General features: G+C 72.8%; 21 protein-coding genes. 10 read left to right on the top strand and 11 right to left on the bottom strand.

From position 1 onward, the window contains the following. Positions 1 to 100 precede the first annotated feature (100 nt). From JAP66_RS24405 to JAP66_RS24420, 4 genes are all read right to left on the bottom strand, one after another. Positions 101 to 448 (bottom strand): transposase, encoded by a 348-nt coding sequence (locus JAP66_RS24405; protein WP_199434184.1) that lies wholly within the window; start codon positions 446 to 448, stop codon positions 101 to 103. A gap of 244 nt (positions 449 to 692) precedes the next feature. Further along, complete coding sequence (locus JAP66_RS24410) at positions 693 to 1040, bottom strand: hypothetical protein (RefSeq protein WP_199434185.1); 348 nt, start codon at positions 1038 to 1040, stop codon at positions 693 to 695. Between the two features lie 19 nt (positions 1041 to 1059). Further along, a complete protein-coding gene (locus tag JAP66_RS24415; RefSeq protein ID WP_199434186.1) occupies positions 1060 to 1386 on the bottom strand; it encodes an SAV_915 family protein in 327 nt (108 codons plus the stop codon). Positions 1387 to 1432: 46 nt separating this feature from the next. Then, positions 1433 to 2863, bottom strand: coding sequence for a WXG100-like domain-containing protein (locus JAP66_RS24420; RefSeq protein ID WP_199434187.1), 1431 nt, complete (start codon positions 2861 to 2863; stop codon positions 1433 to 1435). Positions 2864 to 2997: 134 nt separating this feature from the next. Here JAP66_RS24420 and JAP66_RS24425 point away from each other — a divergent pair, with 134 nt between their 5' ends. After that, complete coding sequence (locus JAP66_RS24425) at positions 2998 to 3300, top strand: hypothetical protein (RefSeq protein ID WP_199434188.1); 303 nt, start codon at positions 2998 to 3000, stop codon at positions 3298 to 3300. Here the strand turns inward: JAP66_RS24425 and JAP66_RS24430 are convergent. Beyond that, complete coding sequence (locus JAP66_RS24430) at positions 3284 to 3712, bottom strand: hypothetical protein (protein WP_199434189.1); 429 nt, start codon at positions 3710 to 3712, stop codon at positions 3284 to 3286. The genes JAP66_RS24425 and JAP66_RS24430 overlap by 17 nt on opposite strands. A gap of 106 nt (positions 3713 to 3818) precedes the next feature. Between JAP66_RS24430 and JAP66_RS24435 the strand changes: the two genes are divergently transcribed. Then, positions 3819 to 4499 (top strand): winged helix-turn-helix domain-containing protein, encoded by a 681-nt coding sequence (locus JAP66_RS24435; RefSeq protein WP_199434190.1) that lies wholly within the window; start codon positions 3819 to 3821, stop codon positions 4497 to 4499. On the opposite strand, the gene JAP66_RS24440 is transcribed toward JAP66_RS24435, so the two are convergent. The 4 genes from JAP66_RS24440 to JAP66_RS24455 are packed head-to-tail and all read right to left on the bottom strand — an operon-like array spanning position 4487 to position 9918. Then, positions 4487 to 6169 (bottom strand): right-handed parallel beta-helix repeat-containing protein, encoded by a 1683-nt coding sequence (locus JAP66_RS24440; protein WP_199434191.1) that lies wholly within the window; start codon positions 6167 to 6169, stop codon positions 4487 to 4489. The two genes, JAP66_RS24435 and JAP66_RS24440, sit on opposite strands and share 13 nt — an antisense overlap. Next, positions 6162 to 6893, bottom strand: coding sequence for a helix-turn-helix transcriptional regulator (locus JAP66_RS24445; RefSeq protein ID WP_210770598.1), 732 nt, complete (start codon positions 6891 to 6893; stop codon positions 6162 to 6164). The genes JAP66_RS24440 and JAP66_RS24445 overlap by 8 nt, the downstream gene beginning before the upstream one ends. Then, positions 6893 to 8188: a hypothetical protein gene (locus JAP66_RS24450; protein WP_210770599.1), complete on the bottom strand. Its 1296-nt coding sequence runs from the start codon at positions 8186 to 8188 to the stop codon at positions 6893 to 6895. Before JAP66_RS24450 ends, JAP66_RS24445 begins: the two co-directional genes overlap by 1 nt. Before the next feature lie 11 nt (positions 8189 to 8199). Beyond that, positions 8200 to 9918 (bottom strand): AfsR/SARP family transcriptional regulator, encoded by a 1719-nt coding sequence (locus JAP66_RS24455; RefSeq protein WP_199434193.1) that lies wholly within the window; start codon positions 9916 to 9918, stop codon positions 8200 to 8202. 35 nt (positions 9919 to 9953) lie between these two features. On the opposite strand from JAP66_RS24455, the gene JAP66_RS24460 reads away from it, so the two are divergent. The 6 genes from JAP66_RS24460 (at position 9954) to JAP66_RS24485 (ending at position 18116) form a co-directional block, all read left to right on the top strand. Then, positions 9954 to 10640, top strand: a complete 687-nt coding sequence (locus tag JAP66_RS24460) for a response regulator transcription factor (RefSeq protein ID WP_199434194.1) — start codon at positions 9954 to 9956, stop codon at positions 10638 to 10640. Next, positions 10637 to 11890: a sensor histidine kinase gene (locus JAP66_RS24465; protein WP_199434195.1), complete on the top strand. Its 1254-nt coding sequence runs from the start codon at positions 10637 to 10639 to the stop codon at positions 11888 to 11890. The genes JAP66_RS24460 and JAP66_RS24465 overlap by 4 nt, the downstream gene beginning before the upstream one ends. Before the next feature lie 92 nt (positions 11891 to 11982). Continuing rightward, entirely contained in the window at positions 11983 to 13884 is a 1902-nt protein-coding gene (locus JAP66_RS24470) for a fibronectin type III domain-containing protein (protein WP_307849705.1), read from the top strand. Then, complete coding sequence (locus JAP66_RS24475; RefSeq protein WP_199434197.1) at positions 13881 to 14837, top strand: AAA family ATPase; 957 nt, start codon at positions 13881 to 13883, stop codon at positions 14835 to 14837. Before JAP66_RS24470 ends, JAP66_RS24475 begins: the two co-directional genes overlap by 4 nt. Before the next feature lie 4 nt (positions 14838 to 14841). After that, a complete protein-coding gene (locus tag JAP66_RS24480; RefSeq protein ID WP_199434198.1) occupies positions 14842 to 15984 on the top strand; it encodes a DUF58 domain-containing protein in 1143 nt (380 codons plus the stop codon). Continuing rightward, complete coding sequence (locus JAP66_RS24485) at positions 15981 to 18116, top strand: transglutaminase-like domain-containing protein (protein ID WP_199434199.1); 2136 nt, start codon at positions 15981 to 15983, stop codon at positions 18114 to 18116. The genes JAP66_RS24480 and JAP66_RS24485 overlap by 4 nt, the downstream gene beginning before the upstream one ends. Before the next feature lie 4 nt (positions 18117 to 18120). On the opposite strand, the gene JAP66_RS24490 is transcribed toward JAP66_RS24485, so the two are convergent. Further along, a complete protein-coding gene (locus tag JAP66_RS24490; protein ID WP_235999406.1) occupies positions 18121 to 19512 on the bottom strand; it encodes a serine/threonine protein kinase in 1392 nt (463 codons plus the stop codon). Positions 19513 to 19656: 144 nt separating this feature from the next. Here JAP66_RS24490 and eccD point away from each other — a divergent pair, with 144 nt between their 5' ends. Then, complete coding sequence (gene eccD / locus JAP66_RS24495; RefSeq protein WP_199434200.1) at positions 19657 to 21051, top strand: type VII secretion integral membrane protein EccD; 1395 nt, start codon at positions 19657 to 19659, stop codon at positions 21049 to 21051. A 3-nt stretch (positions 21052 to 21054) separates the two neighbouring features. Then, positions 21055 to 22464 (top strand): type VII secretion protein EccB, encoded by a 1410-nt coding sequence (gene eccB / locus JAP66_RS24500; protein ID WP_199434201.1) that lies wholly within the window; start codon positions 21055 to 21057, stop codon positions 22462 to 22464. A gap of 25 nt (positions 22465 to 22489) precedes the next feature. On the opposite strand, the gene mycP is transcribed toward eccB, so the two are convergent. After that, a complete protein-coding gene (gene mycP / locus JAP66_RS24505; protein ID WP_199434202.1) occupies positions 22490 to 23788 on the bottom strand; it encodes a type VII secretion-associated serine protease mycosin in 1299 nt (432 codons plus the stop codon).

Below are 23788 nucleotides of genomic sequence, written 5' to 3' on the forward strand. Positions count from 1 at the left end.
TGGCGTCACGCTGGCACACAGCACCACATTCGACACGAACCGACACACACAGCTACCATCGGATTTGGTCAGAGCCCGATCAACTGTGTAAGGCCGTGGTCTACTTGTTGATGTTGATGCGGTCGCTGAATTGGATGGCGAACGCGTTGAGGGTAGCTTTCCAGCCGTTGGAGCGGGTGATGCCGATGACGCCGTCTGGGCGTGTCATGGCGCGGACGTTGAGGTAGAGCGTTTTCAACGCTGCTTGTTCGGACGGGAAAGCTCCGCGGTTGCGGGTGGCTTTGCGTAGCCGGGCGTTGAGCGATTCGATCACGTTCGTCGTGTAGAGCGCCCGCCGGATCTCCACCGGATACGCCAAAAATGTTGTGAACTCCTCCCACGCGGTCCGCCACATGCGAGGGATCGCCGGATAGCGCTGGCCGATCTCACCAGCCTCCAGCTGATCCAACGCTGGTATTGGAAGATTTCGTTAGCAGGCTCGACTCGAGTTCTCCATTTCTTACGGTCCAACAGGCCGGCACAGGCGACGACAGCGCCCAGGGGCACGGCCACGAAGGCGATCCTCCTCCGGTGCAGGTTGTCGGTCTCGTACCGCCCGAGCACCGCGCCCAGGCCATGCTCCGTTGCGTCGTTGCCCTTCCATGCGTCGGCCACTGTACGAATGCGGACGGCAGGCCCGGTCTCCGGCGGGCCTACTGACCGCGTTGCGTGGGATCTGCCGGGTCCGCGCCCGTCAGGCCGCGGACGGTGCTCGTGCCGCGCGTGTTGGCGGCCAGGTAGTCGTCGACGCAACATTGCGCGTCGTCACACGTGTTGCGGTACGAGACGGGAATGGCGTCCGCGCGCGCCATCAGGCGTTCGGCAATCGGCAGGTACCTCGCCCGGAACGCCTGCGAGATGGCGTCGTTGCCCACTCCGGACAGGCCGGCGATGAGTGCCTCCCGGCGGCGACGCCACGCCGAGTCGAACGCCTCACCCGCCGCCCGAAGCCGGCTGGTTCCCCGGGTCACCCCGTCCGGATCCATGTCGTATCGCGTCATCGGTCGCCTCCTATGGGTCTCACGCGGTCGTGTGCCGCGGTCGCGGGTTCCCGGCAAGGCCGCGGTGTTCGTCCGGGATGACCGCGTCGAGCAGCACCAGGTCGAAGGGCACGGCCTGCATCAGCGGCGCGAGCATGGTGGTCGGGCAGACCACCCAGGGCTGGTCGTCGCCGCAGCAGGACTGAAGCCGGTCGAGCGCCGAGTAGACCAGCAGTGCCACGCGGTGGTCCTTCGTGCGCCGGTACTCGACGACAGCGTCCTGGGGGTTCCTGACGTGCTCGACGCACGGGAGGTAGACGACCGGCGGGAGTGTTCGGGCGGGGTCGCTTCTCGCTGTGTCCAACATGGCTTCTCCTGATTCTGTCGTGGACAGGGCGGTCCGCGATGGGCGCTCAGAAAAGGGCATTCCAGGCCTCGCGGATCTTGCTGTTGATCGCGGCATCGGCGGAGTCGGCGGCGTCCACGAGCGAGGAGGCCGTGTCGCCCAGCGAGTTGACTCCGTCGAGGAGCGCTCCTCCTGGGTCGGAGAAGCCGTTCTCGAACAGCGAGTCGACTGCGCCGGAGGCGATGACTCCCGCACCAAGCCCGATCAGGGCACCGGGGATCGCGCCGATGCCCGCGCCGCCCACAGCACCGGCCACGGCTCCCGCCGCGGCGGGAGCCGCGATACTCGCCAGCAATCCGGCGCCGTTCGACGCCGCGGCCTGCACGAGCGACTCCCTTTCATCGGGCGGTCCCGCGTGGGCGTCGTGGGCCGCACTGGCGATCGCCAGGGGCAGACCGAGCGCGCCGCCCGCCACCTTCCCGGCCTTCAGCACCTTCGGAGCGACATCGTCGAGTCCCTGGGCCGCGACGGTGGACGCGTGCCGCTCGGCGAGGAGGTTGGCTCCGGCATCGAGCGCGCCGCTGCCCGCGGCGTACAGCGCCGGCGTGGGGTCGCCGGCACCAGGCAGCGGGGCTTCGACGCGGTCCCAGCCGGGATCGTTCATGATGTTGGCCGCCGCCTGGTTGGCGATGTCGCGATTGCCGTCGACAGTGATGTCGACGATGCGCCGGGCCGCGACGTCGCGTTCGCCGGGCGGGAGTGTCGAAGTGGCGAGATAGTAGCCGGGTGCCTGCCGAGCGGTGTTCTGCTCGATCGCGTCCGTGGCCGCCCGGGCCTGCTCTCCCGCACGGCGTACCTGTTCGTCCATCGCCCTGGCGCTGTCGCCGACGCCGCGCGTTTCCTCGAGCGAGGAATCCGTCCGCCGCCGCAGTTCCTCCTGAGCCGGGTCCTGCCACGACTCGCTGACGGCCGCCACGCCACCCGAGCCGTCCGCGTGCGCGGCGTCGGCATCGCCACCGGTGCCGTTCCACTGCTGGCCGAGATCGTCGAGTATCCCCGCCGGCGTTTGGAGGTTCGGACCTTCGTTTCGGACGGTCGTCGCGAACTCGTCGTCCAGCGGCAGGATCCCGTCGGCTTCCCGTTCCTCGCCGGCACCCTCGCCCGGCGCGTCGTCGGTCTCCCGCATCTGGCCGCCGGGGATGGTTCCCGGTACGTCCTCCCCGGCGTCCGCGGCCGGTGCTTCCTGTCCGGGCTGCTCCGTGCCCCCGGACTCGGGTGCCTGGGTTCCATCATCGGCCGGTGCGGCGTCGGCGGGCTCGCTCGCCGTCGTGGCGTCCGCGGGTGCGTCCTGCTCCGGGGCGGGTTCCTCTTCCGCGGGCGCCGGGGCCTCCGGGGAGGCTTCCGGCGGTGCCTCCGCCTCCGCAGCGGGTGGCGGGGCGCCGGCGCTGTCGGTGCCGCCCCCGCCGGCGCCGGAACCGTCGTCGGAAGGTGCCGTCATCTCGTACCTCTCGGAACTGGAGAAGGAGCTTGTCGTCTCGCGTCAGTGTCGCCCGGCCCGGGTGCCGGCGGCGTGGTCTGTCCGCTTGCTGCCAGTAGCGCCGGCCGCCGGCCCGGCGCGGCCATGCTGGGCACATGCCGACTTCCGAGAACAGCACCGAGCGACAGCAACATGAACGCGGACGCGGGTGGCTGCTGTCACTGGCCTCGATCCTGCTGTGGGAGGCCGTGCTCACGCTCGTCGTCCTTGTCGCCGCCGGGCCCCCCGACCCGGACGGCCTCTACTATTCGTACGGCCCCGCGCTCGTCACCGTGGCCCTGTTCGGCACGCCGCTGACCTACCTCGTCGGCTGGCGCCGTCCCCGGCCGTTCCACCAGCTGGCGCTGTTCGCTCTGCCGGTCTTCCTGATCTGCCTGGGACTCACCCAGTACGCGTGACGGATTCCGCCGGCGCGGGGCGCAGCCAGGCGCTGACGTCGGCGCGGAACAGATGCGCGATCACGAGGACCGCCAGCACGATCCCGACCACGCCCTGGACGGCGCCCTGGACGACGGCGAGGAGACCGCTGATCACCGTGAGCACCTCGAGCACCGCCACCACGATCCTCGCCCCCGGAACCCGGCGGCCCAGTAGCACGGCGCACCCGATCAGCACGACCGCGACGGCCACCGATACGTAGGCGAGCACGTACTGCAACCCCGGCACCGAGCGGCCGTGCTCGGCATCCTCCGCGGCGAAGTACAGCAGCAGGACTCCCATGGCACCGTTGGACAGCACCTGAAACGCCAGGATGCCCAGCGAGACCTTCAGAGAGAACGGCATCCGCGGCCGCTGCGTGGTCTGTTCCATGTCACTGCCTTTCACGTTCGGGTATCCGGTTGGATGCCACGGTGCTGCACGGCGAATGAGGATTTGATGACAGGCACCGGCCGCACACTGCGCTAACCTCGCGCACGTGCGCGTACTGGTGGCCGAGGACGACGAGAACCTGCGGGTGGCGGTGGAGGCGGCTCTGCGGGGTTCAGGGCTCGCCGTCGACACGGCAGCCGACCTCCGGGAGGCCGACGAGGCGCTCGCCGTCAACGCCTACGACTGCGTGGTCTTCGACCGGATGCTGCCCGCGGGCGACGCGCTGCCCTACGTCGAGCGCCGCCGGCAGGCGGGATGGACGGTCCCGGTGCTGTTCCTCACCGCGCGCGACACGGTGCGCGACCGCATCGCGGGGCTCGCGTGGGCCGACGATTACCTGGTCAAGCCGTTCGCGGTGCCGGAGCTCGTGGTCAGGGTGCGCAGCCTGTGCCGCCGCAGCGGCCTGCCCACGCCGTCGGTGCTGCGGTGGCGGGACCTCGAACTGGATGTCGGCGCGCACGAGGCCAGGCGCGGCGGCACCGGACTGCGCCTCACGCGCAAGGAGTTCGCCGTCCTCGAACGGCTTGTCGCCGCGGCGGGCGACACGGTGGGCAGGACGGAGCTGATCGCCGCGGTGTGGGACGAGCTCGTGCCGCCCGCGTCCAACGTCCTGGACGTGCTGATCACGCAGCTGCGGCGCAAGCTCGGCCCTCCGCCGGTGCTGCACACCGTGCGCGGCGTCGGGTACCTGCTCGGCGACCCGGCCCCGCCCGCTCAGAACGGCTGAGCGCCCTCGATGGCGCCGAGTACGTCAGCGACCGTGAGGCCGCGTAGCTCAGCGGCGTCCGGTATCCGGCCGAGCCGGCGCAGCCGACCGGACTGGACCTTCCTGATCGCCTCGAACAACCGCCGTGCGTCGCGGGCGTTGCCGAAGCCCGGCTCGGTGGAGATCCGGCCGAAGTATGCGGCGAGCGCCGGCTCGGACCGAGAGTCCAGCTCGTAGTCCCCCGCGGTCACCATCCGGCCGATGATGCCGACCAGCTCGTCCGGGGTGTAGTCCTCGAACTCGACAGTCTTCGCGAACCGCGAGGCGAGGCCGGGATTGGCGGCGAGGAACTGGCGCATCTCGGCCGTGTAGCCCGCGACGATCACCGCGATCCGCTCGCGATGGTCCTCCATCAGCTTCACCAGCGTGTCGATGGCCTCCTGCCCGAAGTCGCCACCGGAGGCGGGCTGCCGGGCCAGCGTGTACGCCTCGTCGATGAACAGCACGCCGCCGAGCGCCTCCTCGAAGACCCCCGCGGTCTTCTCGGCCGTGTGGCCGATGTACTGACCGACCAGATCCCGGCGCGACACCTCCCGGAACTCCCCGGCGGGCAGCACGCCGAGCTCGCGCAGGAGTTTGCCGTAGGTGCGCGCGACGGTCGTCTTACCCGTGCCGGGCGCCCCGGCGAAGACCAGGTGGTGACTGAGCGCGCCGGTGGCCAGCCCCGCGCGCGAGCGCCACGCGTTCACCTGAATCTCGTCGACCAGCGAACGCACCTCGGCCTTCACACCGGGCAACCCCACCATGGCGTCCAGGTCCGCGAGCAGCCCGTCGAGCGGTCCGGAACCGTCCGCGGAGGCGGTGGGCTCGGCGACGATCGTCGCCGTCGCCGTGCCGGCGAGCCGGATGGCCGGCTCGGCGGTACCGGTCACGTCACACCCCTCGATCGTGCCTCCACAGTGCGGTCCCACGTCGATGCCGACGCCGAGGGCTTCGCTGACGGACAGGTGACGGAGCACGGGCTCGCCACGGTGCGCCACCGCGATCCCGGCCTGGCTCGTCCTGCAGACCCGGCAGTTCTCCACGACCGGACGTGCGTGCTGGTAGATGTAGAACCCGCGCTGGCCGCAGCCGCCGATCGTGCACGACCGGATCACGGGGTCGGCCCCGAGCCCGACGATCACACCGTCCGCGGCGATGTCGCTGATCGTGACGTTCTCGACAACCCCGGAGGTGCCCTCCAGCACCAGCCCGTGCTCCGCTCCCGTGATGGTGACGTCCGTGATGGACAGCGGGCCCGGGCCACGGACCGCCACACCCGGCCCTCGCTCGGCGCTCACCGTGCAGCCGTCGACGGTCAGCTCCGCGTTCTCCACCTGGACGCCCGCGGCGGCGCCCGCGCGCACCGTGAGCCCGCGCACGACGAGCACGCCGCCGCGAGCCCACAGCACGGGGACGTCGGCGCCGCTGCCGTCGAGCACCACCTCCGCGCCCTCGGCCGCACGCAGGGTCAGACTGCGGTCGAGCAGCTCGAGTGTCTCGGCATAGGTCCCCGCCGAGATGGACACGCACGCGCCGTCGGGCGCACCCAGCACCGCCTCGCCGAGGGTGGGGTAGGCACCGTGCCTGCCGGGGTCGACCAGGACGGTGCGCGGCGTGACCGGGGCCTTCACCGGCGCGGCCTCAGTCATCGGCAGCCCCCTCCAGCCAGCCGCGGTCGGCGGCCTTGGCTCCTGCCTGGAACCGGCTGCGAGCGCCGAGCCGGTCCATCAGGCTCGACACCATGCGCCGCACGGTCCGCACCGAGACGCCGAGTGCGGCCGCCGCCGACTCGTCCGTACAGCCCGCCGACAACAGCGACAGCAGGTCCCGGTCCCGCCTGTCCAGCCCGGCAGGCCTGGGCCGCGGGTTCCCGGTCAGCGGCACCGCCGACGGCCAAAGGCATTCGACCAGCTCGGTGATCGTTCCGACGACGCTCGGCAGCCGGAACACGGCCACGTCGGCGACATCGGCGGCACCATCGTGCCCGCCCTGCCGCTCGGCGGGCACGATGGCGAACGCCCTGTCGACGACGAGCGCCTCGACGGGCACGGTGGGCATCGTGCGGATCTCCGCGCCGTCCTGGGCGAGCTGCGCGAGACGCTGCGACGCTCCGGCCGCGATCCGCGCGTGGTCGGGGAACAGCATCCGGTACCGGACGCCGCGCCGCAGGTTGGCGTGGTCGATCCGGCGGAAGGCCGTCACCGGGTCGCCGGGCGCGCCGCACAGCGAGCTGACGACGAGCACCTCCCGTTGTGCGGCGGCCAGCTTCGCCGTCACGCGCGCGTGCCGCGACACCGGCTGGCACGAGGCGTGTCCCTGGAGGACCGCGAGCCGCGGCGGCGCCTCGCGCAGGTCGGGCAGCGGCTGGGTCATCACGGGGTTCCTCCGATCGGCAGCGACGCGGCGACCGCCGCGGCGTGTTGGTTGTCCATGCGCTCGAGGTGGATGCCGGGTGGCGGCGTCCTCAGCAGCCACCCGGTCGCCGCATCGACGGCGGCGTCGGTGGTCGCGGCCACCCGGACCACCGCGGCGTGGCCCGGCACGGTGACGGAAAAGGTGCAGGCGGTGCCGGGGACGGCGGCGAGCACGTGGTGCAGCAGGCGCACGCGGGCCACCGGTGATCGCGTTCCCAGGCCCGAAAGGCGCAGGCCAGCCTGCGCGATCGACCCGGCACGCCAGTACCGGCGGTCCTCCCGGATCGCTGCTCTGCCCGGCCCGGTGTGGGTCAGCGCGGCGAGCGTCGCGAGGACCTCGTCCTCCGTCAGCGCGGTCAGGGGCCCGCCCGCAAGGCCCGTCCTCTTCAGCCTGCGGTGCAGCTTGCGCACGGCGTTGCTCACGGCCACGAGCAGCGGGGCGTCGTCCGCGAAACCCGGGTCGCGCACGGCCCTGACGACCAGCCACGCGCGGGTCTGGTCCGCCTGCCGGGGGCCTCGGTGCACGACGAGCTGGAACCGGACCGCCGGCTGTCCCGGCTCGGCGGCGTCGCCGAGCGACGCGCCCGAGAGCGCGAACTCGACGAGCGCGGCGGCGCCGGCGTCGGCGGGCCGCAGCACGGCGACGAGCTCCTCGGCGCGGCTGACGACACCCGAGGGCGTCCCGGCCAGCGTCGCGGTGCGCACGCTCGCTCCCGGCGCCAGGGTCCCGAGCAGCAGCCGGGCCCCGTCGGCGCCGGGCAGGTCCCGCTCGCGACGGCGCAGCAGCAGCAGGACCCGCTGCGCCAGCTCGTCGGACAGCCACCTGCCGCGCACCCGCACCGCGGTGCAGCCCAGCAGTGCCACCGCCGTCGGCACCAGGACGATGACCACCGGCCACGGTCCGGCCGCCGCGAGGAACACGAGCACGAGAGCGAGCTGCCAGCAGACGATGCGCAGCACCGGCAGGCCGAGCGGTTCCCGGTGAGCGGGCCGCTCGCGCGGCCGCGAGGGCACTGCCTGTCCGGCCTGCTCGGCGTGCTGCACCGGGATCGGTGCCGTGGTGGTCTCCGGACGGTCCCGGACCGCTGTCTCGGCGGCGGCAGGCCGTGCGACCGGTTGTCGCGCCGCGGCGGCTCGCGCCGCGGCGGCGACGGTGGCGACCGGCAGGGTGGCACCTCGCGGTGCGGCCTTCCCGGCCTGCTCCGGTCTCGCCCCGCTCGCGGCGGCAAGCTCCTGCTGTTCCCCCACAGTCATCACCGGTTCCCTCACGCCACCCGCACCGCCGGTTCGGGGGAACCCACCGGCGCACACGTGCGGCACGCCGCGACGTGGGTCACGAGCCGGTGGCGGCGGTACCGCCCGGCCCCGCGCGTGTCGAGCAAGCTCACGTCCACGAGTGCCTCGAGCGCGGGCAGCGTGTCCTCCGCCGCGCGGCCGAGGATCCGCGCGGCCGCGGCGAAATCGAACTCGGCAGGCAGGGCGGCGAGCCTGGACAGCACCGACCGCTGCTCGCCGGGCAGCCGCCGCACAGTCGCCGCCAGGGCTCGCCGGTGGCCGCTCGCGCACGCGAGCACGCGGCACGGGTCGCCGCCGAGCTGGTCGGCCAGCGACCGCACCGACCACAACGGATGCGTGGCGAGCCGGTCGGCCACCTCCCGGATCACCGCGGGAATCCCGCCGAAGCACCCCACGAGCGGGTCGGCCGAGCCGCCTGTCCCCTCTCCCACGGCCGGGCCGAACATCGCCATCGCACCGGCCCACGGGAGCGGGCCGAGCGCGATCCGTGCGGCGCCGTCGACGTGCCAGTCGCGGCGCCGCGTGGTGATGAGCGTCAAGGTGCCGGAGCCCGCGGGCAACAGCGGCGCGACCTGGCCGAGCCCGTCGGCGTCATCGAGCACCAGTAGCACGCGCCGGTGCGCGAGCTCCGACCGCCACAGCGCTGCCCTCTCGTCCAGCGCGCCGGGGACGAACGACGGCGCGACGCCGACCCGGCGCAGCAGGCGGGCGAGTACCTCCGCGGGGCCGAGGCGGTGCAGGTCGACGAAGAACTGGCCGTCGGGGAACGTGTCGGCCAGCCCGTGTGCCGCGTGCACCACGAGCGCCGTCTTGCCCACCCCCGGCATTCCGTCCACGAGCACCACTCCCCTTCGGACTCCGGTGAGGACGGCAAGCTCCGCGGTGCGGCCCGCGAACAGCGCAGCGGCACGCGGCAGCTCACCCCGCGGCCTGCTGACCGCGATGGCCCCGGCGGCCTCGCCGAGCGCCTCCTCGTAAGCCGCCTGGAGTTCCCTGCCGGGACCGACGCCGAGCTCCACCGCCAGCACGTGCCTGGCACGGCGGTAGGAGCCCAGCGCTTCGGCACGCCTGCCCTGGGCGTGCAGCGCGCGCACCAGGCAGGCCCACGCCCCCTCGCGCAGGGGGTCGTCGCCGGTGAGGGCGGTCAGGGTGCGTGCCGCCTCGGCGACGCGGCCGAGCGCGAGCTGCGCGGCACCGAGCTCCTCCCGCAACCGGCCGTGCAGCTCGACGAGCCTGCCGGCCTCCTCCCCCGCGCTCGGCACGCCGTCGTAGGGGCGGCCACGCCAGAGCGCCAGCGCCGCGCCCAGCTCGTCGACCGCGGCGGCGAAGTCTCCCTCGTCCACCGCCGCATGTGCCCGGGCGGCGTGCTCGGCGACGCGGCCGGTGTCGAGCTCACCAGGCAGCACCCGCAGCCGGTAGCGGCCGGGCGCGCTCTCGATCCGCGACCGGCCGGCGTCCGCGGGCAGCAGGCGCCGCAGCTGCCACACGTAGGTCTTCAGATTGGCCTTCGCCGACGGCGGTGCGGCAGCTTCGTGCCATGTTGCGGCTGTCAGCGTGGCGGCGGTGACCCACGCGTTAGGGTGCTGCAACAACGTCGCCAGCACGGTCGCGGCCTTGCCGCGGCCGAGCCGGTGGATGTCCCCGCCACGGCCGTGCACCTCCAGCGGCCCCAGAACATGGAAAAGCATGCGACCAACGATCGCGGCACGAACATGAGGATCCGATGACAGCGACGGCACGGATGCTGGTGGTCGAGGACAACGAGGACATGCGCGTCGCCGTCGCGGCCGAACTGCGGGCGCAGGGCTTTCACGTCGAGGAGGCCGCGGACCTGGCGGAGGCGGACGCCGCGCTCGCTCGGGCGGACCACGACTGCGCGGTGTTCGACCGCATGCTCCCGGACGGCGACGCGGTCACCTACGTGGGGCGGCGCCGGCAGGACGGCTGGGCGGTGCCCGTGCTCTTCCTCACGGCGCGGGACGCCGTCGCCGACCGTGTCGCCGGCTTCGAGCACGGGGGCGACGACTACCTCGTGAAGCCGTTCGCCGTCCCCGAGATGACGGCCAGAGTGGTCGCGCTGTGCCGCCGCGTCGGTGAGCGACGCTCCCCCGTGCTGCGCCATGACGACCTCGAACTGGACTGCGCGCGACGGCAGGTCCGACGTGGCGGTGCCCTGCTCACCGTGAGCGACAAGGAGTTCGCGATCCTCGAGTACCTGATGGCCCGCCCCGAGCAGGCGGTGACCCGCAGCGAGCTCATCGACCACTGCTGGGACACCAGCACCGATCCCATGTCCAACGTGGTCGACGTGGTCGTCCGCCGGCTGCGCGCGAAGCTGCGCACGCCCGAGCTGATCCACACGGTCCGTGGTGTCGGCTACCGCTTCGGTGCTGCGCGGAGCGGCTCGTGACGACGTCCGCCGCCGCCCGGCTGCGGCGACTGCGCTGGCTGCTGACCGTCCTGTTCACGATCCTCAACGCGGCGGGCCTCGTGGTACTCGCGTGGTTGTTCATCGAGCAGGATCGCGAGGCGGGTGAGCTGCGGATGGACACGGAACTCAAACAGGTCACCGCGGCGGTGCTGCGGCTCGTCCAGCGCACGGGCGACACCGGGATCACCACGGGATACATCGGCAGCGACCAGATCGACACGAGCTGCCCCGAGTTCGCCGTGCTGCCCGCGGGCGCGGGCGAGTTCGACCCGCACTTCAGCACGCGCGAGTGTGTATCGGAGGACCGCAGGTACCTGTACGGCCTCGCGCGGGACGCGGCCGAAAGCGGCAGGTTCATCGAGGGCTACGTCCCCGGCCAGGGCGGTGACCTCGTGCGGGTCGTCGCCCAGCCGTTCCTCAACGCTGCCGGTCAGTACGCGGGCGCGGTCGTCGCCACCAGCGACCCCAGCGCGGCGCTGGCCCGCCACCGCAACGTCGTGCTGTGGGTGATCGGTGGCTGCGCCCTCCTGGTGAGTGCGGTCGCGGTGACGGGGCATCTGCTCTCCGGCCGGGCCATCAGGCCCGCGGCCGCCGCGCTGGAGCAGCAGGAGGCGCTGCTGGCCGAGACCGCCCACGACCTCCGCACGCCGGTCGCGGCGCTGCGGGCACTGGCCGAGACGGCGTGGCGCAACCCCGCGGAACGACCGGACCTCCTGCCTCGGACGGTGCGGCTCGCGGCCAGGATGGGCTCGATCATCGACGACCTGCTCGTGCGGGCGCGCCTCGCGGCAGGCGTCGAGGTGCTCGCGACGCAGCCGGTCTGGCTCGACCAGCTCGTCACGGCCGTGGTGGAGGAGACGCCCGCCGAGGGTGCGCAGGTCACCGTCACCACGACGCCGACGAAGGTCAACGCCGATCCCGGTCTGGTCCAGCGCGCTGTCGGCAACCTGCTGGGCAACGCCATCCGGTACGGCCGTCAGCCCGGCGCGCCCGCGATCGTGCACATCACCGTGGCCGGCGGGCGGGTGACGGTGGCCGACCACGGACCGGGCATCGATCCGTCGGTCGCGGAGGAGAGCTTCGACAGGTTCGCCAGCGGCAGCGGTTCGAGTGGTCTCGGCCTGTCGATCGTGCGCTGGACCGCCCAGGCACACGGCGGCTACCTGCGGGTGTACAACGCCCAGGACGGGGGCGCGATCTTCGAGCTGGCCTTCCCGCCGGCCCCCTAGCGCTGTGGCCGGCCACTGGAACCTAGGCCGTTCCGGCGGCGCTGTAGACGATCTGGACCCGCGATGTACCGGCGTATCCTATGCTTGCCCCCGTGACGGGGAGCAAACTGCGGCGTCGCCTTCCGGTGGCGCTGCTCGTGGCCGCCACCGCGGCCACGGTGGCGATCGCGGTGCCGGGCGCAGCCGAGCCCCCACGGGGACTCGATTTCGCGCAAGCGGGACATTGGGTCGCGAGCCCCGATCTCGACGTCGTCTTCCACGTCAACGGTGGCGCCAAGACCGTGGACGCCCAAGCGCGAATGATGATCGACCCGGGTGAACTGGTCTATCAGGGCGACACCAGCGCGTACGTCGTGGGCGACTCCCGAATCAGGGAGTTCGGCAAGTCCACTCTGGAGGTCGAGCGCACCATCACCCCGCCGACCGGCGAGCGGCCGGTCGGCATCGAGGCGGCGGGCGGCCCGTACCTCGTGTACCGGGAGGCCGGGACCGTGGTGCGGCTCGGCGAGCAGCCGACGACGATTCGCACGGGCCAGGGGCTCGGCAATCCGGTCGCCACGCCCGACGGCACGCTCTGGTTGCACCGGCGTGCCTCGGGGGTGCTGTGCAAGCTGGCGAAGGGTTCGGACCAGGTGTCCTGCCCCGCCGTCACCCCGCGAGGGCACAGCGGTGAGCTGACCGTCGTCGACGAACAGCCCGTGTTCGTCGACACCACGACGGACACCGTGCACGCCGTGCTCGACGAGGACCTCGGTGAGCCCGTCAACATCGGCCTCGACGTGCCCGGCACGGCGGAGATCGGCACCGCCGACGCGGGCGGGCGCATCCCGATCCTCGACCCCGGCAAGCAGGAACTGCACCTCGTCGACGCCCGCGGTGTGGCGACGGCCGCTCCGTCGGCGGCACCGCTGACGGTCGACCTGCCCGACGGCGACTACGCAAGGCCGGAGCCGAGCGGCGACTCGGTCGTCCTGCTCGATCTCGAGAGCAACTCCGTGCGCACGTACACCAACGACGGCAAGCAGCAGGGCGTCACCCCTGTCCCGGCGGAGACCGGCGAGCCGAGGCTCACGCGCGGCGAGGACGCGCGCGTATACGTCGACGGCGACAAGGGACGGCACGTGATGGTGATCGACGAGGGCGGCGGCACGAGCCAGATCCCCCTTGTCGGCGAGGAGAGGGCCGACAGCGAGAGCAGGCCGCAGCCGCCACCGCCCGAGCGGCCCGGGAACAAGCAGCGGGACAGGCAGCAGGAGAACACGCCCTCGCCGCCTCCCACCCAGCCCGACCAGCAGGTCGTGGCGGAGCAGCCGCCCACGCGACCAGAGCCACCGCCACCACCACCGCCCGAGCCACCGCCCCCCACTCGGCCGGATGCGCGCCCCTCTCCGACGCCGGAACCGCAGCCGAAGCCACTGCCCGCGAGCCCGCCCGGGGCCGCCACCAACGTCGCGGCCACCCACGAGACGGGCGGCGACACGGCGCGGATCACGTGGGGTGCCGCGAGTCCCAACGGTGCGCCCGTGACCGCGTACCACGTGTCGTGGCGGCCGGTCACGGGTGCGGGAAGCCAGACGATGCCCGGCAACGCCAGCACGGCTGTCCTTTCCGGACTGAGCAAGGGCGTCACGTACACCGTCACCGTGGTGGCGGAGAACCGTGCCGGACGGGGTCCGGCGGCCAACACGACGGTGGTCATCCCGAACCAGGCGCTCACGATCTCGCGCGGCGACCCCAGCGAGTACGACGGCTGCGGCCCGCCATGCCACAAGATCCACGTGGAAGCCACCGGGCTGGAACCCAACACCATGTACGAATTCGACGTCGACTCCAACCACCCGACCTGGGAGAACCCAGGTTCGGGCTGGGAAACCGACGAGAACGGCAACGCTGTGTTCGAAAACATCGACTTCGGTGAACCCGGCTACGAGGTCTGGGTCTACATTTCCGAGCTCAACCTCGTGTCCAACCGCTACGTGTGGCCGCGCGGATGAGCGCACGGGCGAGCGAGGTCGGCAGGCTCATCTCGGAGAACGTCCAGCAGGTCATCCGCGGCAAGCCGGAACTGGTCCGCCTCGCGGTGGCCGCGTTGCTGGCCGAGGGGCACCTGCTGATCGAGGACGTACCCGGGCTCGGCAAGACGACGCTGGCGCGGTGCCTGGCACGCAGCATCGGGGGCGAGTGGAGCCGCATCCAGTTCACTCCCGACCTGTTGCCGGGTGACATCACCGGGGTCACCGTCTACCACCAGAAGGACGAGGAGTTCACGTTCCACCGCGGGAGCGTCTTCGCAAACATCGTGGTCGCCGACGAGGTCAACCGCGGCACTCCCAAGACACAGTCGGCGCTGCTCGAGGTGATGTCCGAACGGCGGGTCACGGCCGACGGGGTCACGCACGACGTGCCGCGCCCGTTTCTCGTCGTCGCCACGCAGAACCCGATCGAGATGGAGGGCACCTACCGGCTGCCCGAAGCACAGCTCGACCGGTTCCTGATGAGACTGTCCGTGGGCTATCCGGACATCGCGTCGGAGGTTCTGGTGATCATGAGCGACTGTGCCGGGGTCACCGCCGACGACCTGCCGACCGTTGTGGACATCGAGACGCTACGTGGGGCCATCGAGGACGTGCGCCGCTCGCACATCGACCGGGCCGTCGTCGAATACGCCGCCAGGCTCACCGCGGCAACCCGCGACCACGTCGCCGTGCGGTTCGGCGCCAGTCCCCGCGGCAGCATCGCGCTGGTACGCACCGGTCAGGCGCTCGCCGCGATGGCCGGGCGCGGTTTCGTCACGCCGGATGACGTCAAGGACGTCGCCAAGCCGGTGCTCGCCCACCGGTTGATTCTGACGGCGGAGGCGGAGCTGAGTCAGCGCACCGCCGAGGAGATCGTCGACGAGGTGCTCGCCGCGACGCCCGCGCCCGCGGTCAACGCGGCCACCAGGTAGCACCATGCGTCCCACCAGGCGAGGCATGGCGGTGCTCGGGCTCTGCGTGCTTCTGGTCGGGTTCGGACAGTGGGCCGGGTATCCGCTGTTGCGGGCGCTGGGTGGTATCAGCCTGGCGGCGGTGCTGGCGGCCGTCGCACTGACCGCCCGTCCGGTGCGCGTGACCGTGACGCGTGCGGTGTATCCCGACCGGGTCGAACGCGGCAAGCCGGCACTGGCGCGGCTGCGCGTGCGCAATCCGACAGCCCACCGGCAACCGGCGTTCCTCGCCACCGACACGGCGGGCGAGGCGGAACAGACCGTGCGAGTCCGCCCTTCGGCACTGCGTGCCGAGTCCACCTACCACTACGAGCTCGCGACCCCGGTCCGCGGCGAGCTGACCGTCGGACCGTTGTTGCTGCACCGGGTCGACCCGTTCGGGCTGACGACCAACCGGCTGCCCACCGGCGACACCGCGATCCTCAAGGTGTACCCGCGCCAGTTCCCCGCACGGGCGCTCGTGGGTGCGCATCCCCGGCACCACCACGAGGGTGCCGCCACCGACGAGGCGCTCCGCGGTTCGATCGATCTCCGGGACGTGCGGGAGTACCAGCCCGGGGACGAGGTGCGGCACCTGCACTGGAAGGCGACCGCGCGCACGGGCCGGCTGATGGTGCGGGATCTGGCCGACCCTCAGCAGCCGCGGTTCACCGTGCTGCTCGACACCCGGCGTGGATCGCTGGCCTCGGACACGTTCGAGGAAGCCGTCGACGTCGCGGCCTCCCTGCTGGGCTCCTCGGCCAGGGCGGGACAGCACACGAGGCTCGTCACCTCCTCCGGGCTCGACGTGCCGACCCCGGGCGGGAGCCAGGCGTCCCGCAGCCTGCTCGACGAGCTGTGCGTGCTCCAGCAGAGTGGCGACGCGCGCGACGCCGTGGTGCCCCCTGCGCTCGCCGCGAGCCGCGGCTTCGGCGGCTGCCTCGCGGTCATCACCTCACCAGGCCCCGAACTGACGTCGATGGCGTGGCTGCGGCAGCGCTACTCGTCGATCTTCATGTTCGTGCTCGGTGGCAGCGGTCGCGAGGCGCACGCGGTGGCGGGAGCCCGGATGGTCGGCGCCGACAACGCCGCGCACGCCGTCCGCCGGTGGAACGAGGTGCTCGGGTGACTCGCCTCGCCCCGTTGCCCGCCACGCTGGTGACACTGGCGGCCGTCGTCGGCGGACTGTTGTTCGCCCCCGTGTTCGGTGTCTGGCCGCTGGTGCTCCCGCTGCTCGTCCCGGCCGCGGTCTCGCTCGCGATCGCGCTACTGGTGTCCCGGTACGAGACGCTGCTGCCATGGCGGCCGGTGCTCACACTGCTCGGAGGCCTGCTCGGCATCGTCGAGACGATGTTGCTGTCCACCACGGTCGCGGGCCTGCCGACCGGCAGCACCGCACGCGCGCTCGTGTCCGGGATCACCGGCTCGTGGCAGCTCGCGCTGCAGTCGACGTGGCCGGCACGCCCTGAGCCCGCGCTGATGCTGTTCGTGCCGCTGCTCGTGCTACTCGCGGGCGTGCTCGGCGTGGAGCTGCTGCACCGCTGGGGAGCGTTGCCCGCGCTGGCGCCGAGTTTCGCGGTGCTCGTACTCAGTCAGTTCTACAGCGCCACCTCGGGCATGGGGGCGGTGCTGGCCGCGCTCGCCTACGCGGCCGCCGCCGGGGCATTGCTCGTGACCACGAGACCTGAGCGTGTGTCCACGGGACGGCGACTGTCGTCGGGGGTGCTGCTCGCCGCGCCGGCCGCGCTGCTCGCGGTGATCGGCGCCCTGCTCGGTGCGCTGGTCCTGCCCGGTGACGACGCGAGGTACACGCTGCGGGACGAGCAGTTCGCCCCACTGTCGGCGAGCAGGCTGACCAATCCGCTGGACCTGTTGTCCCACCGGCTGACCCATCCCGGCGTCCCGGTGTTCACAGTGGACGGAGCCACCACGGCCGACCGGTGGCCGGTCGTCGTGCTGACGGGCTTCGACGGGGTGAACTGGACGCCGGGATCGGCCTATCGCAGGCTCGGCTCGGCGTTGGCTCCCAGCCCTGACGTCACGGTCGACGTCGAGCGGCGAACGGCCCGGATCAGCGGCGCCCGCCTCGACGGCCCCTGGCTGCCGAGCCAGCCGTCGCCCGCGGCGGTCGGCGGGATCCGGCCGCTCGTGGAGGAACGGCAGGGCTCGCTGCTCGCTCCCGATATGCCGCGGCCCGCTTCCTACACGTTGAGCTGGTGGGAACCTCAGGTGGACAGCGACGACCTCGTGAACGCCGCCGTCGACACCGACGTCGCCGGAGTGCTGGGTGGCGTCGGGCAGGTCCCGGAGGGCATCGCCGAGCTGGCCGACCGGGCCGTGCCCGCCAGGCCGACCTTCCGGACCGCCGTCGCACTGGCGGACTTCCTGCGCACGGAGTACCGCGTGGCAACGGGGCAGAAGCTGCCCACCGGCCATTCGTGGGCGCAGCTGCGGGAGTTCCTGCTCGACAGCAAGCGCGGCACCAGCGAGCAGTTCGCCGCCGCCTATGTCGCGCTCGCCAGGATGAAGGGCATTCCGGCGCGGCTGGTCGTGGGGTTCCGCGCGCCCGCGGACCGCGACGGCGAGCGGTACACCGTCCGCAACGGCGACGCGCTGGCCTGGCCCGAGGTCGCCGTCGACGGCGTCGGCTGGGTACCCCTCGACCCGACCGGCGGGGCGGGCGCGGCGGGGACGCCGCCTGCGCGCGGCCTCGCGGCGGCCACCGAGGAGGTACGCAGGTCGTTGCCCGAGCGCGACGAGCTCCGCGATGCCCCCGTCGCGCCTGAGGCCGCGTCAGTGAGCTCCCGCTCCGCTGGTGGCTGGCCGATCCCGTGGTGGGTGCTGCTCGCGGTCCCGGCGGCCGCGCTGCTGGCCTGGCTGATGGGGGTGCCGCTCGCCAAGGCGTTGCGCGCACGCGGGCGCAGGCGAAGGCCGGGCCGCGGAAGGGTGATCGGCGCCTGGGAGGAAGCCCGGGACGCGTTGCGCGCCTACGGGATCACCGTGTCACCGGGCATGACCGTGCGGGACCTGACGACGGTGGTCGCGGCGGCTCAGCCGGTTGGCAACGAAGCCACGGAGGGACTGCGGTCGTTGGGCGCCGCCGTGGACGTCGCGCTGTGGTCCGGTACCGGGCCGCGACCGGAGAACGGGACGCAGGCGTGGGCCGCGGTCCGCGCGGTGCGCAAGGGGCTCGCCCGGCGAGGCCTGCGAGCGCGGATCCGCGCGGCGGTGAACCCCGCTCCCCTGCGGCCACCGCGCTGAGCGGCTACTCGGTGCAGGTCGCGTTGTGGATCGGCTTCGACTGGCTCGTGTAGACACCGGCACTGTTCGCGCCCTGGACCTGGAAGCAGTAGCCCTTCACGGGATCGACCTCGATCCGGTACTCGGTCACCCGCTGCACGAAGATGGTACGCCGCCGCTGGCCCTCGGCCGCGACGACGATCGCGTAGTCGAGCGACTCGCTGCTGCTCCAGGACAGCTCGACGTAGTTGCCCTTGTCGACGGGGTGGGCGAGCTCGATGTGCACGGGCGGGACGCTGGGCTCGGACGGTGCCCGTTCCTCTCCGGCTTCGGGTGCGCCGCGCACATCTAGCTGGGCGGGCCGGTTCAGCAGCAGCACGACCACGGCGACGGCCAGCACCGCCAGTGCCCCGGTCGCGGCGAGCACGAGGCCCGTCCTTGACTTGCCGCGCGGCCGGTCCTCCGGCCCGTACTCGACGAGCAGATGACCACGCGGAGGGCCGGGTGGCATGGCCTGAGCGCGAGGCACCGCGGCAGGAACGGGAATGGGGTGCGTCGGCGCCGACCCCGCGGCCACGCCACCGAAGTCGTCGAACGCGGGCTCGGCACGCGCCGGCCCGGTCATGGCGCCGACTCTGGCTGCCACGGTCGCGGCGTCGAGAGGCCGGGCATCGGGGTTCTTCGCCAGCAGCGCCGCGACCAGCTGCCCGAGCCCGGCAGGCAGATCGGGTCGTTGCAGCGGGGCCACGTCGCCGCTGAGCGTCCGGAGCAACTTGTCGTCCGCCTGCTCCCCCGGCCGCCCTTGATGCGGTGAGGCACCGGAGAGCGCGAAGTACAGCACCGCGCCAAGCCCGTAGAGGTCGGTCCGTTCGTCGCGGGTGCCGTCACGCACCGTCTCCGGCGCGAGAAAGTCGACCGCGCCGGTGATGTCGCCGGCGAACGCGTGGCGCAGGGCGAGCCCGAAGTCGGCGAGCACCGGCTCTCCCGAAGGACGGAACAGGACGTTGCCCGGGGTGACGCCTCCATGCACGGTGCCGGCTTCGTGTGCGGCCGCGAGCGCGCTCGCCAGCCCGCTGCCCAACGCCAGTGTGTCGTCGATCGTGAGCGGCCCGAACGAGGCGACCAGCTCCGGCAGCGACTGCGCACACAGCTCCATCCGCAGCGCGCAGCGGCCGTCGGGCAGTTCCTCGACACGGTCGGCGACCAGGACATGGGCCTGGGTGCGCACGTCGGCGAGGCCGCGCAGCTCGGCGTCGAGCTCGCCACGCGTGCGCCGGTCGATGCCCCCGGGAAAGACCTTCAGGGCGAAGGCCGTACCGCTGTGCGCGTCGACGCCCGCGAACACCGTGGCGACCGGGCCGTCGCCAAGGGGAACCAGTTCGTCATTTCCGGAAAGCATCGTCATCGCGCTGGTCATTGTGGCGTCATCCCGTCGTGTCCGCTAGCTGCCGTCCCGGTTCCGCCGCCGTCCTCGCGCCGTCATCGTAAGCAGTGCTCAGTGCATGGCGGGCCCGGCGGCCGTTTGCTGCCACCGGCCCGCGGCTTCGAAGGGACACAACGGATGACCACGGCCCTCGTCAGGGTGATCATCGACGCGCCTGCCCGGCGGCTCGACCTCGCCTTGCCGGAGCGGTCGACCGTGGCCGAGCTGCTGCCGGGCCTGCTGCGGCACGCGGGCGAGAACCTGCCCGACGACGGGGTGACCGACGGCGGCTGGCTGCTGCGCCGCACCGACGGCACCGCGCTCGACCTCGGCAGGACGCTGGGCGCCTGCGGGCTCCGCGACGGCGAGGTGCTGCACCTCGTACCGCGGCGCCTGCATTGGCCGGAGCTCGAGTACGACGACCTCGCCGACACGATCGCCCAGGGCAGCGGCCGGACGGGCCACCTGTGGGGTCCGGCGCACACGCGCGCCGCGGGGCTCACGGCGGGCGGATTCGCCGCCCTGCTTGCGTTGCTGGCGGTCGTGCGGGCGGGTCCGCCATGGGGCACGGCGGCGTGGGGCACGGCGGCGTGGGTCGCGCTCGGCTTCGGGGCGTTGCTCCTGCTGGCGGGCACCGTGCTGGCGAGGGCGCTCGGCGACGCCGGCGCCGGTGCCGTCGTCGCGGCGATGGCGCTGCCGTTCTCGTTCGCCGGTGGCGCACTGCTGCTCGGCGCCGGCCCGCAGCCCGCCGGGTTCGGAGCCCCGCACCTGCTTGCGGGCTGTTCGGCGCTGCTGGTCGCCTCCGTGCTGGGCTATCTGGGCGTCGTCGACCGGGCCGAACTGTTCCTCGCCGGCATCACCGCGGGCGGTGTCGGAGCGCTCGGATCGTGGCTGGCGACTCTCGACGCACTGGACGGCGTGGACGGCGCCGCCGTGGCCGCCACCGTGGTGCTGCTGTTCTCCCCCCTGCTCGGTCCCCTGTCGATCCGGCTGGGCCGGGTTCCGATGCCGGTGCTCCCGCGTACAACTGCCGACCTCGTCCGCGACGACCCGCAGCCACCGCGCCACGCGGTCTATGCCGCGGTGCTGCGCGCCGAGCAGCTGCTGACCGGCATGATCGCCGGGTCCACCACGGTGGCCGTACTGTGCCTGTTCGTCGTCGCACGCGAGACGAGCACGTCGGTGATCGTGCTGCTGTCCGTGCTGTCGGCGGGCTTCTGCCTGCGCGCCCGCCTCTACCCCGCGCTGCGGCACAGGGCGCCCCTGCTGTGCACCGGGGTGCTCTGCGCGGGCGCACTCGCGGCGGGGCCCGTGATGACCGTCCCCGGAAACCTGCTCCCCGTCACCGCGCCCGCGTTGCTGCTCGTGAGCGGGCTCGCCGTCGCGGCAGGGCTCAGCCACAGCGGGAGACCGCCGAGTCCCTTCTTCGGGCGGTACGCGGAGCTGCTGGAGGTGGCGATCGTGCTGGTGTGCGTGCCGGTGCTGTGCGCGGTGCTCGGCCTGTACGGAATCATGCGCGGACTCGGAGGGTGACCCGTGTCGTCGAAACGCGACCTGCTGCAGGCGCACCAGTTTCTCGCCCAGCGCACCATCTCGGCGCTCGTCACCCGCGACCCCGATCCGGAACAGCCGCCGTTTCGCCGGCCCGGTGGCGCGGCGCTGGGCAGCATCCTGCTCGCGGTGCTCGCGCTGGCCGGGTTCGCGGTGTTCGGACTGGTCAACCCGGGTGGCAACGCGGCGTGGCGCGACCGGCCCTCGGTGATCGTCGCGAAGGAGACCGGGGCACGATACGTCTACCTTGGCGGAACGCTGCATCCTGTGACGAACTACGTCTCGGCGCTGCTGGCGCTGGGCGAGCATGCCGAGACAGTGTCGGTGTCGAGTGACTCGCTGCTGGGCGTGCCGCGCGGGGCCAGAATCGGGATTCCGGACGCGCCCGACGCACTGCCCGCGAGGGACAAGCTGCTCACCGGTGGCTGGAGTCTGTGCTCCCGGCCCGTGCCCGACGAGACCGGGCAGAACACGGAGGCGTCCGTCCTGCTGGTCGGCGAGGGCGCGCGCGGCGGCAGGCCGGTGGGCGGGGCCGCCGTGCACGTGGAGGTGCCGGACAGCGGCGAGCAGTACCTGCTCTCCGGCGGCTACCGGCACCGCATCGAACATCCGGGCCCGGTGAACGTCGGGCTGTCGCTGCAGTCCGAGCCCACGGTGCGGGCCAGCATGCCGCTCGTGGACCTGCTTCCGGCCGGCGAGCCGATCTCTCCGATCCGGCTCGCCGGCACGGGCACACGGTCGACCGCGGTGCCGGGCCGGAACGACCTCCGCGTGGGGCAGCTGCTCGTCGTCGAGACCTCGGGCGGCACGGAGCACTACCTCGCGGACACCGACCGGCTGCGGCCGATCTCCCCGTTGCAGTACGACTTGCAGCGCGCCGACCCGCAGACCACGAAGGCCTACCGGGACGGTGCCCCTTCCGGGGTCCCGCTGGATCCCGCCGCGCTCGCCGGCGCTCGCGTGGCACCTGCCGGTGACGCCGATCCCGCGGCGGCACCTCGCGTACGGCCGGGGTTCGCCGGTGGCGACACGCTCTGCGCGACGTACGAGCCGGGTTCCGCGACACCGGTGCTCCACGTCGATCCCCGGCTGCCGGAGACCACGGCGCGGGCGACGGCGGGCCGCACGCCCGGCGGGATGCCGCTGGCGGACGCGATCCAGGTCGAGCCCGGCCGGGCCGCGGTGGTCGAGGCGATGCCGAGTGCGGACGCCCACGCCGGCACGTTCGTGCTGGTCACCGATCAGGGCGAAGCGTTCCCGCTCGCCGGCAGGGACGTCCTGGGCACGCTCGGCTACGGCGACGTCAATCCCGTCCGGCTGCCTGCGGGCATCGTGGCCAGGGTGCCGATGGGCAGCGGGCTCGACCCGGCGGCGGTGCTGGTCGCAGGCCGGTAGCGACGAGCGATGCCGGGTCCCCGCGTCACAACCGGTCGGCGGGTGGCCCAGGAACGACGAACAGCTCGTCGGGCAGCTCGTCGCGCACGGGTTCCCCGGGAGGGAGCACGGCGCGGCGGGGCTGCCATCGTGATCGGCGCCCGCGCAGCAGGACGAGGGCCGCGGCCGCTGCCAGCACCACCGCCGTCGCGGTCACGATGGCGGCCACCCGGGACGCCGATATGCTGCCGTCCCACCACGCGGCCGCACGCAGCTGCGCCGGGTCGGCGGCGGGACGTTCGACCGACGGCACCGAGGCCGGCGGCGCGTCGACGAGGCCATCGGTCACCGCGCGATACGGGTTGACCAGGCCCGCGCCGTAGGCCTCGCTGTCCCGGCCGCCGGGAGCCGGAGTCGCCGTGGCGAGAATCCGCTCGACCACCTGCTCCGCCGACAGCTCTGGTCGCGCGGACCGCACCAGCGCGGCCGTCGCCGCGACGAACGGCGCCGCGAAGCTCGTGCCGTCCTGATACTGGTGCCCGCCCGCGCGCGCGGCCGCGAGCACTCCCCCGCCTGGTGCCACGATGTCCACCTGGGGTCCGATCTGAGAGCTCGGCAGGCGGGTTCCGGTCATGTCGACCGCGCCCACGCCGAGCACACCGTCGTAGCCCGCGGGATAGGTGGGCGGGCCAGGTGCCGGGCCTTCCTGTGCGTTGCCCACGGCGGCCACCACGACCACGTCCTTGTTCTGCGCGTGCCGGACGGCGTCGCGTACGAAGTGGTTGTCGAGGCTGCCCGCGACGGACAGGTTGATAACGTCGGCGCCGTGGTCGGCCGCGTACCAGATGCCGCGGGCGAGCACCTGGGGGTCGATGGCCTGGGCCGTACCCTCACCGGTGGCGTCGGTCTCGCTGACACGCACCGGCAGAATCGTGGCATCGGGGGCCAGGCCGGCGAAGCCGATGCGCTCGGCGGGCCGCGCGGCGATGATGCTGGCCACGGCCGTGCCGTGGGAGACGCAGTCGAAGCTGCCCGGCAGGTCGCCGACGAGGAAGAAGTCCTGTCCGCGCAGGACCTTTCCGGATTTGCGCAGCTGCGGGTGGTCACTGTCCACACCAGAGTCCACGACCGCGACGACCACACCGCTGCCCGTGGCCTGCCGCTGCACGGCCTGCGCGTCGAGTGTGCGCTGGGCCCACGACAGTTCGCTGACGACGGGACTCGCCGGGCCGGGGTTGTCGCACGCGCCGGGCGGCGGTGTCGCGACGGCGGCTCCTGGGCTGACGACCGAACCGGCGACGGCTGCCGCGATCGCGGCGGCCGTCGCGGTGCTGAACCTGCGCAT

This window comes from Qaidamihabitans albus, from assembly GCF_016464705.1.
GTDB lineage: Bacteria > Actinomycetota > Actinomycetes > Mycobacteriales > Pseudonocardiaceae > Qaidamihabitans > Qaidamihabitans albus.

Bases quoted from the DNA above. Each gene is read 5' to 3' on its own strand.
- eccD (WP_199434200.1), top strand. From the start codon at position 19,657: ATGACCACGGCCCTCGTCAGGGTGATCATCGACGCGCCTGCCCGGCGG.
- JAP66_RS24420 (WP_199434187.1), bottom strand. From the start codon at position 2,863: ATGACGGCACCTTCCGACGACGGTTCCGGCGCCGGCGGGGGCGGCACC.
- JAP66_RS24455 (WP_199434193.1), bottom strand. From the start codon at position 9,918: ATGCTTTTCCATGTTCTGGGGCCGCTGGAGGTGCACGGCCGTGGCGGG.
- JAP66_RS24490 (WP_235999406.1), bottom strand. From the start codon at position 19,512: ATGACCAGCGCGATGACGATGCTTTCCGGAAATGACGAACTGGTTCCC.
- JAP66_RS24475 (WP_199434197.1), top strand. From the start codon at position 13,881: ATGAGCGCACGGGCGAGCGAGGTCGGCAGGCTCATCTCGGAGAACGTC.
- JAP66_RS24450 (WP_210770599.1), bottom strand. From the start codon at position 8,188: ATGACTGTGGGGGAACAGCAGGAGCTTGCCGCCGCGAGCGGGGCGAGA.
- JAP66_RS24410 (WP_199434185.1), bottom strand. From the start codon at position 1,040: ATGACGCGATACGACATGGATCCGGACGGGGTGACCCGGGGAACCAGC.
- mycP (WP_199434202.1), bottom strand. From the start codon at position 23,788: ATGCGCAGGTTCAGCACCGCGACGGCCGCCGCGATCGCGGCAGCCGTC.
- JAP66_RS24430 (WP_199434189.1), bottom strand. From the start codon at position 3,712: ATGGAACAGACCACGCAGCGGCCGCGGATGCCGTTCTCTCTGAAGGTC.
- JAP66_RS24480 (WP_199434198.1), top strand. From the start codon at position 14,842: ATGCGTCCCACCAGGCGAGGCATGGCGGTGCTCGGGCTCTGCGTGCTT.
- JAP66_RS24415 (WP_199434186.1), bottom strand. From the start codon at position 1,386: ATGTTGGACACAGCGAGAAGCGACCCCGCCCGAACACTCCCGCCGGTC.
- JAP66_RS24425 (WP_199434188.1), top strand. From the start codon at position 2,998: ATGCCGACTTCCGAGAACAGCACCGAGCGACAGCAACATGAACGCGGA.
- JAP66_RS24460 (WP_199434194.1), top strand. From the start codon at position 9,954: ATGACAGCGACGGCACGGATGCTGGTGGTCGAGGACAACGAGGACATG.
- JAP66_RS24445 (WP_210770598.1), bottom strand. From the start codon at position 6,893: ATGACCCAGCCGCTGCCCGACCTGCGCGAGGCGCCGCCGCGGCTCGCG.
- JAP66_RS24440 (WP_199434191.1), bottom strand. From the start codon at position 6,169: ATGACTGAGGCCGCGCCGGTGAAGGCCCCGGTCACGCCGCGCACCGTC.